General features: G+C 48.8%; 10 protein-coding genes and 1 pseudogene. 8 read left to right on the forward strand and 3 right to left on the reverse strand.

Annotated elements, in window-relative coordinates:
• Positions 1 to 73: 73 nt before the first annotated feature.
• Both upp and JSN25_RS21270 read right to left on the reverse strand, forming a co-directional pair.
• Positions 74 to 700, reverse strand: coding sequence for a uracil phosphoribosyltransferase (gene upp / locus JSN25_RS21265; protein ID WP_038642580.1), 627 nt, complete (start codon positions 698 to 700; stop codon positions 74 to 76).
• A 183-nt stretch (positions 701 to 883) separates the two neighbouring features.
• Positions 884 to 2314 (reverse strand): 6-phospho-beta-glucosidase, encoded by a 1431-nt coding sequence (locus JSN25_RS21270; protein WP_137350937.1) that lies wholly within the window; start codon positions 2312 to 2314, stop codon positions 884 to 886.
• A gap of 295 nt (positions 2315 to 2609) precedes the next feature.
• On the opposite strand from JSN25_RS21270, the gene purM reads away from it, so the two are divergent.
• The 4 genes from purM to ppx all read left to right on the forward strand — a co-directional run bounded on the left by purM (position 2610) and on the right by ppx (position 8077).
• Entirely contained in the window at positions 2610 to 3647 is a 1038-nt protein-coding gene (gene purM, locus JSN25_RS21275; protein WP_069324467.1) for a phosphoribosylformylglycinamidine cyclo-ligase, read from the forward strand.
• Complete coding sequence (purN, locus tag JSN25_RS21280) at positions 3644 to 4285, forward strand: phosphoribosylglycinamide formyltransferase (protein WP_085049257.1); 642 nt, start codon at positions 3644 to 3646, stop codon at positions 4283 to 4285. The genes purM and purN overlap by 4 nt, the downstream gene beginning before the upstream one ends.
• Positions 4286 to 4464: 179 nt before the next feature.
• Positions 4465 to 6531: a polyphosphate kinase 1 gene (ppk1, locus tag JSN25_RS21285; protein ID WP_069324466.1), complete on the forward strand. Its 2067-nt coding sequence runs from the start codon at positions 4465 to 4467 to the stop codon at positions 6529 to 6531.
• A 4-nt stretch (positions 6532 to 6535) separates the two neighbouring features.
• On the forward strand, positions 6536 to 8077 hold the full coding sequence (ppx, locus tag JSN25_RS21290) for an exopolyphosphatase (RefSeq protein WP_038642590.1): 1542 nt from the start codon (positions 6536 to 6538) through the stop codon (positions 8075 to 8077).
• Here ppx and JSN25_RS21295 read toward each other — a convergent pair.
• Entirely contained in the window at positions 8057 to 10327 is a 2271-nt protein-coding gene (locus JSN25_RS21295; protein ID WP_085049259.1) for a bifunctional diguanylate cyclase/phosphodiesterase, read from the reverse strand. The genes ppx and JSN25_RS21295 overlap by 21 nt on opposite strands.
• A 347-nt stretch (positions 10328 to 10674) precedes the next feature.
• On the opposite strand from JSN25_RS21295, the gene JSN25_RS21300 reads away from it, so the two are divergent.
• The 4 genes and pseudogenes from JSN25_RS21300 to JSN25_RS21315 all read left to right on the forward strand — a co-directional run bounded on the left by JSN25_RS21300 (position 10675) and on the right by JSN25_RS21315 (position 13654).
• On the forward strand, positions 10675 to 10878 hold the full coding sequence (locus JSN25_RS21300; RefSeq protein ID WP_071888163.1) for a YfgG family protein: 204 nt from the start codon (positions 10675 to 10677) through the stop codon (positions 10876 to 10878).
• 434 nt (positions 10879 to 11312) lie between these two features.
• Positions 11313 to 11536, forward strand: a pseudogene (locus JSN25_RS21305) (mechanosensitive ion channel domain-containing protein); the annotation flags it as partial.
• A 261-nt stretch (positions 11537 to 11797) separates the two neighbouring features.
• Positions 11798 to 12466 (forward strand): YaaW family protein, encoded by a 669-nt coding sequence (locus JSN25_RS21310; protein ID WP_085049260.1) that lies wholly within the window; start codon positions 11798 to 11800, stop codon positions 12464 to 12466.
• A gap of 33 nt (positions 12467 to 12499) precedes the next feature.
• The gene (locus JSN25_RS21315) at positions 12500 to 13654 is read left to right on the forward strand and encodes a hypothetical protein (protein WP_087856421.1); all 1155 of its coding nucleotides are present in this window, start codon (positions 12500 to 12502) and stop codon (positions 13652 to 13654) included.
• The last annotated feature ends 18 nt before the right edge of the window (positions 13655 to 13672 follow it).

Consider the following 13672-nt stretch of genomic DNA (forward strand, 5'->3'; position numbering starts at 1 on the left):
TGTTATTAGCGATTAGGTTGTTGTATTCAAAAAAAAGCCGACTCTTAAAGTCGGCTTCTTTTCACTTATTCGTTTACTTGGTACCAAAAATCTTATCGCCGGCATCGCCAAGCCCCGGAATAATGTATCCGTGCTCGTTCAGTCCCTGATCGATGGAGGCCGTGTACAGCTCAACATCCGGGTGCGCTTTTTCCAGCGCCGCGATACCTTCCGGCGCCGCAACCAGCACCAGCACTTTAATGCTGGTGCAGCCTGCATTTTTCAGCAGGTCGATGGTGGCGATAACGGAACCGCCGGTCGCCAGCATCGGGTCTACGATCAGCGCCATACGCTCATCGATGTTAGAAACCAGCTTCTGGAAATACGGAACCGGCTCCAGCGTTTCTTCGTTACGGTACATACCGACAACGCTGATACGCGCGCTCGGAACGTTTTCCAGTACGCCTTCCATCATGCCCAGACCGGCACGCAGGATTGGCACAACAGTGATTTTTTTACCTTTGATTTGGTCTACTTCAACCGGACCGTTCCAGCCCTCAATGGTCACCTTTTCGGTTTCCAGATCAGCGGTTGCTTCATAAGTCAGCAGGCTGCCAACTTCCGAGGCGAGTTCACGAAAGCGTTTAGTGCTGATATCGTTTTCACGCATCAGTCCCAGCTTGTGTTTGACGAGTGGGTGTTTGACTTCCACGATCTTCATACTCTTCTCCTTTCCTCAGACGAGTGGCAACCACAAAAAAAATCGCCGGATTATACCGCTTTTCGTCTCTGGCGCAACACTGCATCCGCTTGATATGGATCAACCAAAGTCGTTTGCGTCTGGATGATGAGTATAAAACAAGCCCCGTACTCATGGCGGAGCTTGTTATCAATGCTATGAATTTTAAAGATATTCAGCATTAGTCTGGATGACGTTTTGATACCATGAAAAAGATTTCTTAGGCGAGCGTGCTAATGTCCCACTACCGTCATTATTTTTATCGACGTAGATAAACCCGTAGCGTTTTTTCATCTCCCCCGTCCCGGCCGAGACTAAATCAATACACCCCCACGGGGTATATCCCATCAGTTCCACGCCATCTTCCACCACCGCTTTTTTCATCTCACGTATGTGGGCGGCAAGGTAGTCGATACGGTACTGGTCGTTGACTGTACCATCGCTCTCGCGCACGTCGATGGCGCCAAATCCATTTTCGACAATAAATAGCGGCAGTTGATAATGATCCCAGAACCAGTTCAGCGCATAGCGCAGACCGACCGGATCAATCTGCCAGCCCCAGTCCGATTTTTGCACGTACGGGTTAGGTACCAGACTTTTCGACTCATCGTAATCCAACTGGGGGTTATCCGCCGTAGCCTGCGTCGCGAAAGACATATAGTAGCTAAAACCGATGTAATCAACGCAGCCCAGGGCCAGCGCCTGACGGTCTTCCTTGGTGATATCGAGTTCAAAGCCACGGCGAGCAAAGTAGTTGAGAAGATGTTGCGGGTATCTACCACGCACATGCACGTCGGTAAACCAGTAACGACGGTGCATGGCGTTCATCGCCATCATCATATCGTCTGGCGCGCAGGTCAGCGGGTAGATTGGACACATGGCAATCATGCACCCTACCTGCAACGCGGGGTTAATTTCACGCGCGGTCTTCACCGCCAGCGCGCTTGCCACCAGTTCATAGTGCGCCGCCTGGTACATGACCGGCTCGCGATCTTCACCAGGCTGGTACTTCAGACCAGAATTAGTAAAAGGGGCGAAGTCTTCGTGATAATTCGCCTGGTTGTTAATCTCATTAAACGTCATCCAGTACTTCACTTTGTGCTGATAACGCGTGAAAACCACCCCGGCAAAACGGACAAAGAAATCGATAAGTTTACGATTGCGCCAGCCGCCGTATTCCGTCACCAGATGGTAAGGCATCTCAAAATGCGACAGCGTAATTACCGGCTCAATGCCATGTTTCAGACATTCGTCGAACAGATCATCATAAAACTGCAGGCCGGCTTCATTAGGTTGCGCTTCATCGCCTAATGGGAAAATACGCGTCCACGCAATGGAAGTACGAAAACATTTAAAGCCCATTTCAGCAAACAGCTTTATGTCCTCTTTATAGCGGTGATAAAAATCAATCGCCTCATGGTTAGGGTAATTTTTACCGGCGATCACACCGTCAGTAATTTCACGCGCTACACCATGCGCCCCCGCCGTCATCACATCAGCAACGCTAATTCCCTTTCCACCTTCCCGCCAGCCACCTTCCAGTTGGTGAGCGGCTACAGCACCCCCCCACATGAAATCTGCTTTAAATCCAGACATACCTTCCCCCTATCATGATTACCCTGTTCAAAACACTCTCGGTGAGGTCCGTAACAGAAAACAGAAACCGGTTTCAGTACGATACTGCGCATTTGGCTGGCTGGTTTCAAGCACAAGAATGTACCCGGTTTCATTTTCGTGGCGCGATTCAAACAAATAGATAAATGACTGTAAAATGCTGAAAAAATCAGCAGATAAAACTTGATGCAGAGCAGGCTCGCAAACGTTTGCTTTCCCTGTTAGAATTGCGCCGAATTTAACTTTTACTGCAAGTAAACATGTGGGGAAGCAGGCAGTGACCGATAAAACCTCTCTTAGCTACAAAGATGCCGGTGTTGATATTGATGCAGGTAATGCTCTGGTTGATCGAATCAAAGGCGTAGTAAAGAAAACGCGTCGCCCGGAAGTAATGGGTGGTCTGGGTGGCTTCGGTGCGCTGTGCGCATTGCCGCAAAAATATCGTGAACCGGTACTGGTTTCCGGCACAGATGGCGTAGGCACAAAACTGCGTCTGGCGATGGACCTGAAACGCCACGACACCATTGGCATCGACCTGGTCGCGATGTGCGTCAACGACCTCGTGGTTCAGGGTGCTGAGCCGCTGTTTTTCCTCGACTACTATGCGACTGGCAAACTGGATGTGGATACCGCAGCCAGCGTCATTAATGGTATTGCCGAAGGCTGTCTGCAGTCAGGCTGTGCGCTGGTGGGCGGTGAAACGGCTGAAATGCCGGGCATGTACCACGGCGAAGATTACGACGTGGCTGGCTTCTGCGTTGGCGTCGTCGAAAAATCCGAGATTATCGACGGTTCAAAAGTGGCTGACGGCGACGTGCTGATTGCGCTCGGCTCCAGCGGCCCGCACTCCAACGGCTACTCCCTGGTACGTAAAATCGTTGAAGTCAGCGGTTGTGACCCTGAAACCACCGAGCTTGAAGGCAAGTCGCTGGCCGATCACTTACTGGCCCCGACCCGTATTTACGTAAAATCCATTCTGGAGCTGATCGAGAAGGTTGATGTGCATGCCATCGCCCACCTGACCGGCGGCGGCTTCTGGGAAAATATTCCGCGCGTCCTGCCAGACAACACGCAGGCAGTGATCGACGAATCCTCATGGCAGTGGCCAGCCGTCTTCACCTGGCTGCAAACGGCGGGTAACGTCAGCCAGCACGAGATGTACCGTACCTTCAACTGCGGCGTAGGCATGGTCATCGCCCTGCCAGCTTCGGAAGTGGACAACGCCCTCGCTTTGCTCAATGAGAAAGGTGAAAACGCATGGAAAATCGGTATCATCAAAGCCTCTGATTCCGAACAGCGTGTGGTCATTGAATGAAAAACATTGTGGTGCTCATTTCCGGTAACGGAAGCAATTTGCAGGCGATCATCGACGCCTGCGAACAGAAAAAAATCAATGGCACCATACGGGCAGTATTCAGTAACAAGGCCGATGCGTTCGGCCTTGAACGTGCACGAGAAGCGAATATTCCGGCGCATTCGCTGGAGGCCGCTCAGTTTGCCAGCCGCGACGCATTTGACCGCCAACTGATACAAGAGATTGACGCCTACGGCCCCGATGTCGTGGTGCTGGCCGGTTATATGCGCATCCTCAGCCCGGCGTTTGTCGCTCACTATTCGGAACGGTTGCTGAATATCCACCCGTCTTTATTGCCGAAGTATCCCGGTTTGCACACGCACCGTCAGGTACTGGATAACGGCGATGAAGAGCATGGAACCTCCGTCCATTTTGTTACTGATGAACTGGACGGTGGACCGGTTATTCTCCAGGCCAAGGTTCCGGTATTTGAAGGCGACAGCGAAGATGACGTCACTGCCCGGGTTCAGGCCCAGGAACATGCGATTTACCCGCTGGTGGTAAGCTGGTTTATCGATGGTCGCCTGAAGATGCGCGATAACGCAGCATGGCTGGACGGCGTTCGCCTGCCGCCGCAAGGCTACGCCGCCGACGAATAATCACATCTTCCGGTAGGCCTGATGGCGCTTCGCTTATCCGGCCTACTATTCTTCCCCCCTTTCTCTTTGCTATCAGACAGTTTATTGTCATATTTTTCTGGCACAGTTGGACATCTGAGAGCAATGCTCGCCATAATAAATCGGTAGTGTCCCGTGAATGAAACGGAGTAAAAGTGGTAATGGGTCAGGAAAAGCTATATATCGAGAAAGAACTCAGCTGGTTAGCGTTTAACGAACGTGTACTCCAGGAAGCTGCTGATAAATCAAACCCCTTGATCGAACGGATGCGTTTTTTAGGCATCTATTCCAATAACCTCGACGAGTTTTACAAGGTTCGTTTTGCCGAACTGAAGCGCCGAATCATCATTAGCGAAGAACAGGGTTCAAACTCTCACTCCCGCCATCTGCTCGGCAAAATCCAGGCCCGCGTATTAAAAGCCGATCAGGAATTTGACGGCCTGTATAACGAATTACTGCTGGAGATGGCGCGTAACCAGATTTTCTTAATCAACGAACGCCAATTGTCGGTGAATCAGCAGAGCTGGTTACGCCATTACTTCAAGCAATATCTTCGCCAGCACATTACGCCGATTCTGATTAACCGTGAGACGGATTTAGTCCAGTTTCTGAAAGATGACTATACCTATCTGGCGGTGGAGATTATTCGTGGTGATACGATCCGCTACGCGCTGCTGGAAATCCCTTCTGACAAGGTTCCCCGTTTTGTGAATTTGCCGCCGGAGACCCCGCGTCGTCGTAAACCGATGATCCTGTTGGACAACATTTTACGTTATTGCCTTGACGATATTTTCAAAGGGTTCTTTGATTACGATGCGCTGAACGCCTATTCGATGAAAATGACCCGCGACGCGGAATACGATTTAGTGCACGAGATGGAATCCAGCCTGATGGAGCTGATGTCATCCAGCCTGAAACAGCGTCTGACCGCCGAGCCTGTGCGCTTTGTTTATCAGCGAGATATGCCTAATGCGCTGGTCGAGGTGCTGCGTGAAAAACTGACCATTTCTCGCTACGACTCCATCGTTCCCGGCGGGCGTTACCATAACTTCAAAGACTTTATTAACTTCCCCAATGTTGGCAAAGCTAACCTGGTGAATAAACCACTGCCCCGTCTGCGTCACATCTGGTTCGATAACGAGAAATTCCGTAACGGATTTGACGCAATCCGCGAGCGTGATGTACTGCTTTATTATCCGTATCACACCTTTGAACATGTGCTGGAACTGCTGCGTCAGGCCTCCTTCGACCCAAGCGTACTGGCGATAAAAATCAACATCTACCGTGTGGCAAAAGACTCGCGCATCATCGACGCGATGATCCATGCCGCGCATAACGGTAAGAAAGTCACTGTCGTCGTGGAACTGCAGGCACGCTTCGATGAAGAAGCCAATATTCACTGGGCCAAACGTCTTACCGAAGCGGGCGTTCACGTCATCTTCTCCGCCCCAGGCCTGAAAATTCACGCCAAGCTGTTTCTTATCTCACGTAAAGAAGGCGATGACGTCGTGCGCTATGCGCATATCGGGACCGGTAACTTCAACGAAAAAACGGCGCGCCTCTATACCGATTACTCATTGCTTACCGCCGATTCACGCATTACTAACGAAGTTCGCCGGGTGTTCAACTTCATTGAAAACCCATATCGTCCGGTAACATTTGATTATCTGTTGGTTTCTCCGCAGAACTCACGTCGCCTGCTGTACGCCATGATCGACAAAGAGATCGCTAACGCACAGCAAGGGTTACCTTCAGGAATTACGTTAAAACTGAATAACCTGGTCGACAAAGGTCTGGTGGATCGTCTCTATGCAGCCTCAGGCTCGGGCGTGCCGGTCAATTTATTGATTCGCGGTATGTGTTCTCTGATCCCGAACCTTGAAGGCATCAGCGATAATATTCGCGTTATCAGCATTGTTGACCGCTACCTCGAACATGACCGGGTTTATATCTTTGAGAACGGCGGCGATAAGCAGGTGTATCTCTCCTCGGCTGACTGGATGACAAGAAATATCGACTATCGTATCGAAGTCGCTACCCCACTACTTGATCCACGCCTCAAGCAACGCGTGCTGGATATCATTGATATTCTGTTTAGCGATACGGTGAAGGCCCGCTTCATCGATAAAGAACTGAGTAATCGCTACGTGCCACGTGGAAACCGCCGTAAGGTTCAGTCACAATTGGCGATTTACGACTACATCAAATCACTCGAGCAACCTGACTAACGATATGCCAATACACGACAAGTCACCACGACCGCAGGAATTTGCTGCGGTCGACCTGGGTTCAAACAGTTTTCATATGGTCATTGCCCGCGTGGTTGATGGTGCAATGCAAATCATCGGACGACTGAAACAACGCGTACATCTGGCGGATGGGCTCGGCGCAGACAACAAGCTGAGCGAAGAAGCAATGGAGCGCGGATTAAGCTGTTTGTCGCTTTTCGCCGAACGACTGCAAGGTTTTCCCCCGTCGAGCGTATGTATCGTGGGAACCCATACTCTACGTCAGGCGCTGAACGCGACCGATTTTCTCAAGCGCGCAGAAAAAGTTATCCCCTACCCGATTGAGATTATTTCTGGCAATGAAGAAGCACGTCTGATTTTTATGGGCGTTGAACACACCCAGCCGGAAAAAGGCCGCAAGCTGGTTATCGATATCGGCGGCGGTTCAACGGAACTGGTGATCGGCGAAGATTTCGAACCCAAACTGGTCGAAAGCCGCCGTATGGGCTGCGTTAGTTTTGCTCAGATGTATTTCCCGGGCGGCGCTATCAGTCGGGAAAACTTCCAGCGCGCCCGCATGGCGGCAGCGCAAAAACTTGAAACGCTAACCTGGCAGTTTCGTATTCAGGGCTGGAACGTTGCGCTGGGCGCGTCGGGTACCATTAAAGCGGCACACGAAGTGCTGCTGGAGATGGGGGAGAAAGATGGTTTTATCACCCCCGAACGTCTGGAAAAACTGACCGCTGAAGTGCTGAAGCACGCGTCATTCGATGCGCTCAGTTTGCCGGGACTGTCAGAAGAACGAAAAGCGGTGTTTGTACCTGGGCTTGCTATTTTGTGCGGCGTTTTTGATGCGCTGGCGATTCGCGAGCTTCGGCTGTCCGATGGCGCGCTACGTGAAGGCGTGTTGTATGAGATGGAAGGCCGTTTTCGCCATCAGGATGTACGTAGCCGCACCGCCAGCAGCCTGGCGAATCAGTACAACATTGACAGTGAGCAAGCCCGGCGTGTGCTGGAAACCACCATGCAGATGTATGACCAGTGGCATATTCAGCAGCCAAAACTGGCCAATCCCCAGTTGGAAGCGTTACTGCGCTGGGCTGCGATGCTGCATGAGGTTGGGCTGAATATTAACCATAGCGGCCTGCATCGCCATTCTGCTTACATTCTACAAAATAGCGATTTACCGGGATTCAATCAGGAACAGCAACTGATGATGGCAACATTAGTTCGTTACCATCGTAAAGCGGTGAAACTTGATGATTTACCCCGCTTTACGCTGTTTAAGAAAAAACAGTTTCTGCCGTTAATCCAGCTATTGCGTCTGGGGGTATTACTGAATAATCAGCGTCAGGCGACAACCACGCCGCCGACCCTGACCCTGCTAACCGAAGACAACCACTGGACCTTACGCTTCCCACATGACTGGTTCAGCCAAAATGCGCTGGTACTGCTCGATCTGGAAAAAGAGCAGCAATACTGGGAAGCGGTAACCGGCTGGCGTCTCAAAATTGAAGAAGAAAGCTCACCCGATATCGCAGCATAAGCTCTTAACAGGTGCCGGCTCGTCTGGCACCTGCTCTTCCAGCGTTTCGCGCAGCGGCAACGGTTTGCCAATCAAATACCCCTGCAGGTAATCAATTCCCAGCGAAATCACCGCGCTGCGTATTTCTTCGCTTTCGACATACTCCGCAACCACCAGCATTCTTTTCATCCGCGCCAGATGACAAATGGAGGCCACGATTTGGTAATCGAGGCTGTTCGAAACGATATTACGAATAAAACTGCCGTCAATTTTCAGGATATCGGCATTCACATTTTTCAGTCGTGCATAGCTGGCATATCCGGTGCCAAAATCATCAATCGCAATCTGACAGCCCAAAGATTGCAGCTGTAGTAACGTCGCCTGTGCCTGTTCCGCATTGGTTAAGGCATTGCTTTCCGTCACCTCAAAGATGAGTTGCCAGGCTTCAACTTTGTATTTCGTCAGTAACTGATTGATGTCATGCGGAAGCCGGGCACGGCATACCGATGTAGGTGATAAGTTAATAGCAAACCGACGGGCAGGCATTTGTTCCCGATTCCGCGCCATAAATTTCAGCGTGTTTTCAATCACCCACATGTCGATGCTGGATGACAAACCAAACTCGTGCGCTACCGGCAAGAAATTATCCGGAGCGATAGTTTCACCATCATCCCCATGAAGTCGCAGCAGAATTTCATGATAGACATCGCCACGCACGCCAGCGATCGGCTGCGCCATCAGGAAAAAGCGATTGTGCTCCAGCGCCTGCTGCAGACGGTTCATCATCGCAACCTTATCTTTCAGGTCACGTTGCAAGTGCATCACGCCGCGTCGCTGCATATTTTCTGGAGAATTGGTCGCCAGAGATATTTCGGCAATGGTGCTTAACTCACCGAGCAATAAATAAATGTGGTTAACCGGAGCGCGAACATAGCAAAAGCTGATGCCAACCTGCGGCTGTAAAGGCATGCCATCCCAGATAAAGCGGAATTGCTTAATATGCCTGTCCAGGGCTTCAATGCGCTCCTGATGAGCCTCTGTGTTAAAACGCAAAACGAGATCATTACCCGATAATTGATAGACATGCTCATCCGGTTCTAACAGAGGTGTTATCCACTGAGCGAGCTTTTGCTTGTACTGGATACGCAGCATAATGCCGTAATTTTTCACCAGCAGTTCCATGCCGGGCACGCGCAAAAAGCAGAGCACTGACCAGGGCGCTTTTTTCAAATCCCGATTCAACGCACGCAAGTTTGGAATATGTACCATTGGATCATAGAATGCCAGACGATGGTTCCGTCGGGTAACAAACCGCTGGCGCGTTGCCAGTACGGCAATGAAATTCACTATAAAGGAGAAAACCAGATAGCTCGATGAGGTAATGGCAAGCTGGGTATCATAGCCCGAATACCAGGGCATATAGCGCTGATAATAATGAATTGCAGTAATAAGTACGACTGACCATATCAACGAAATAAATCTATAACCGTAACGCATTGCGCCCCATAGCATAACGGGCAGTAACAGTGACAAGGTATAATTCGTGCTAAATATTGAGCTTTGTTCATTTAGCGGCATACACAACATTGACATAAATGCGGCCAATATAATCGACCAGACTGCAAGCTCTGTTTTGGTAACTTTGCTGTCAAACTGCTGCTTTAACTGAGAAAAATAGCCTCTCAGGTGCAATGGATTGCGAATCGTTCGAATAATAAGATAGCACAGTGGTACCCCAACCAGATTCCCCGCCAGCATAGCCTGATAATTGATTAACGTGCCGGTGTTAAAGGGCATTACGCCCACCATGCCTGATTTGCTCTCATAGACGCCCACAAAGGCGGCAAACTGGAAGAGAATCAGAAACAGCGTTGCCGGGCAGAACACCTGCCAGAACATTCGCTGAAACATCAGGTGAGAATCGCCGTGGGAAACATTGTTGCGTCGGGGAACGAATACCTTATACCCGCCCCAACTAAGCACTAGCGTAACTATAAAGTGAGAAATTATTGAGAGTGTTTCAAATAGTCCAACCTGCGGATATTTATACCAGATTATGGAAATGATAATTCCTGGCAATGCCGCCCAGCCAAAAAAGAGCATCAGACTAATCATCAGCGCCAATGGCAGATAGAAAAGTATTACGGTCCCCGTACTAATATGGGCATAGGTGTTGGCAGTGCTCAATATAGGCAACAGCAAAGAAGGCAAGATGAGAGGTAACGCCCACCATCTATCTCTAATACCAATATATTTTTTATTGAGTTTCATAGATGCTCAGTAGAATCCCACACATCCTGTAGGGGGTATTCAGACAGGCATCCCACCTGACTTTAAATCGTTAAAGTAATACATCATATTGATTCATCAATTCTAGTTGTCAGCAAAGGCCGACGTTTGATACATATCAAAAAAAATGCCCCTCATTAATCAATTATTACTCTTTTCATTATTTTTTATCGTTAATTCATTATTCGCGCAAATAATCATATTAATTTCCATAACATAAGGGGATAAAACAACTGAAGCAATTTTACATAACGAAGAATTGACCATTCCCTCACAGTATGCCTTAATGTGAGTATCGCCCATGTCGGGTACACTACAAGGAACCTTTTGTGAGCCAGGTTACCAGCCTACGCAAACGACACCGATTTAACAGTCGCATGATCCGGATCGTACTGCTTATCAGCTTCCTCTTCTTCTTCGGACGCTTCGTCTACTCCGCCATTGGTGCGTGGCATCACCACCAGGACAAAAAAGAATCTCAGCAGCTAACCCTGCCGCAACAGACCTCCCCAGCACAAACAGCCCCACGTTAATCGCTCGCAGACCGCGTTGATGTCCTGACCTTCAAGATTCCTTACCGGATGGCTAATCGTCTGACAGTTAACCATCCGGTAAGGGATTTGTGTTCCCTCCTGTCACTACTTTTATAATGCCACATACTCCCCCAGAAAATCATTTTTTGATTTCCGTACAATTGCACAATATTTTCGCTCCCCGTCACCACACTATTCGCACTGAGTTACTATGTTTCTGTGTATTGGAGATAATAAACGTAAATACAGTTCAAATAGTCACACACCAATAGCATTAGTTAATATAAATAACGCACGCATTAATATTTAAAATGTAATCACATATTTATATAAGATTTTGGTCTTTTATATTCAACAAGGTAATACGATGCAGGGCTTTACATTATTTCCGAAAATACGAAGCGGTATTGAATGACTCACTGGGCACAGCGATGCTATCCAACATCACCGCTGGTGTATTGTTGGTTTCCCTGCGACCTTTCCGCGCCGAAGAAATCGTGCAGATTGGCACTGTCACCGGGACAGTTGAAAAAGTGCATCTTTTTTCAACCCCCTACTCACCGCTGATAGTAAAGAGGTGGTGATCCCTCACGGCAAAATCATCGCTGACAATATTGTTAACTACTCTCGCCCCCCGTTTCGCCGCACCGACCTGGTCGATTGTCGATGAAAATACGCTGACCGGGGGGTATTTCCTCTGCTGGGCCGCATTAGCGTTGATTAATAGCTTAAAAACCCACCCTTAAATAAAATTTAAAAATTAAATGCTAACAAAGAGGCCGTAAATATCATCATCGTTACATGTTTCCATGTCTCACATTACAGGCTACAAAAAACAACCTCCCCCCCTCCCCAACATATCTGTACAATACTCTCTATCGTTTTCTATGCGTTATTCATGATGAAGGAATCCATAAAAATGGAACAACCGGTCAAATGTGACCCACATATCCTGTCGTTACTGAAAAAAACCTCCCTCAATCACATAGACTATCTGGTCGACGTGCTGACAGACAACGGCAAGGGCCGGGTAGCATTATCATCGTCCGTTAAAGACTTACTACTCGAAGAGAAGGCAGAACGGGACTACAGCGAGCATGGACTGCGGCATCTGCTACATGAATTGCAGGAATATGGCGGACACTCGCTCGTTAATATTTTCCGCAGTGAGCCGTTGCCTTATTCTGAGTTATTAACCGATGTTCATAAAAAGCTCAATGGCAAAGACAGCAAGAAAAAAAATAACGCCACAAAAGAGCGGGAAATCGTCCTAAGTTTGTTTGGTGATGACTGGCAGTCATTAGCCGATCATGAACGTTGGGAGCGCTGCACAGAAACGAAAGTTGTCTCCGGTTTTTTCAAGATGCAGGATAATCTGCGCATCAACGATAAAGGGGTTGTTATCGGCCTGTCAACTGCGGCAAGCGTAGCGGCATTTGCCGCACTCCGCTTACATCCCGTCACTGCTATCGTCAGTACGATTGGCCTTGCTAACCAAACGCTTGGGGAGGCATACCGGGTAACAATTCCTTTCATTGCCCATATCGCGATGCTCAACATGCTTTACTCGCCCAAAGTAGCGCAGTAAAAATACCGTAACTAACCCAGCAGAATTCACCCTATGTCAACTTTAGCGAACAACAATCAGATAGCTGAGCAAGAAGCGGCCTTCGAGGTGGACATCGTCGACGCGCAAAATAATGCCCTGGTGAAAATACACAGCCAGCCTGGATACTGGCAAGATATTGCGCAACAGGACTCGCAGACGGAACTTGATCCCAGCAGCATTTCACTCTTTAACCACTGGCTCAGTAGCGTACCCACCGTCGCCACTGCCGTTGCAGGTAACGCGACACAATTAATGACCTGTTCTTTCGAATACAGCCAACTGATACAGGCGAAAGATGGCAGCGGAGCAATCGGCGCGGTACTTAATCCAGACACTAACAAAATTGGCGCACAAGCCCGATTTCACGAAGCTGAAAATCTGAAGTCGCTGGTCAATGCCAGCCTGGTTTTTAATATCGCGTCACAACTTCTGGCCCAAAAACATCTTGCCGATATTAATGAGAGACTGCGGATCATCGAACAAAAGATCGATTCGATTAAAAGCCATCTTGAACAATCGCGCCTCGCGAAGATCCAGGCTTTCCATGAACATCTCAATATTATCGGTTTATTACTGAGCCGTAATGACATTATCACCAAAGAGTCACTACTCAACCTGGCCAAAAGCGCGCAGGAAGTACGCTCGCAGGTTAAGCATCTTGAAAAGGATATCACTCAGGCATATCGAGAAATTGAACAATTTGAACCAACCAGTTGGTTTGGATCTGACGATCTCCGGGAAGCGCTCAAACTGAAAATAAGCAATGTGGAGCGGTTGCAGCGTGAGTATCTGACGGGTATGCAATGTTTGTTGGTGGCTAATCTCATCCTGTTCATCAAGCATGACGGCAACCAAGAATTTGTCCTGACAAGCGAAGTCTATTTAAAAGAACTGAATGCCAGCAACGGCATATTTCAGCAATGGGAAAAAATAAAACGTAAAGTCGCCCATCATCTCAGCAAGATGAAGCCGTTATTTGAACGAGCAAGCAGCACCCAGGCAAATGCCTTACAGGTAGAACGCAAGCTAAATCAAACGGATAATCTGCTTAACACTGATAACGTTTTACTTACACAACTCGGCGAACGCATCCAGGCAGCCCAATCACCGCAGGTATTGTTAGAGATTGTGGATAATAAGGTGCTGAGAGGTCGCTTTTTGCGTTAGCACACCGACGCTAACTAA

The organism is Citrobacter cronae (assembly GCF_016893685.1).
Lineage (GTDB): Bacteria > Pseudomonadota > Gammaproteobacteria > Enterobacterales > Enterobacteriaceae > Citrobacter > Citrobacter werkmanii.

Bases quoted from the DNA above. Each gene is read 5' to 3' on its own strand.
- upp (WP_038642580.1), bottom strand. From the start codon at position 700: ATGAAGATCGTGGAAGTCAAACACCCACTCGTCAAACACAAGCTGGGA.
- JSN25_RS21270 (WP_137350937.1), bottom strand. From the start codon at position 2,314: ATGTCTGGATTTAAAGCAGATTTCATGTGGGGGGGTGCTGTAGCCGCT.
- purN (WP_085049257.1), top strand. From the start codon at position 3,644: ATGAAAAACATTGTGGTGCTCATTTCCGGTAACGGAAGCAATTTGCAG.
- ppk1 (WP_069324466.1), top strand. From the start codon at position 4,465: ATGGGTCAGGAAAAGCTATATATCGAGAAAGAACTCAGCTGGTTAGCG.
- ppx (WP_038642590.1), top strand. From the start codon at position 6,536: ATGCCAATACACGACAAGTCACCACGACCGCAGGAATTTGCTGCGGTC.
- JSN25_RS21295 (WP_085049259.1), bottom strand. From the start codon at position 10,327: ATGAAACTCAATAAAAAATATATTGGTATTAGAGATAGATGGTGGGCG.
- JSN25_RS21310 (WP_085049260.1), top strand. From the start codon at position 11,798: ATGGAACAACCGGTCAAATGTGACCCACATATCCTGTCGTTACTGAAA.
- JSN25_RS21315 (WP_087856421.1), top strand. From the start codon at position 12,500: ATGTCAACTTTAGCGAACAACAATCAGATAGCTGAGCAAGAAGCGGCC.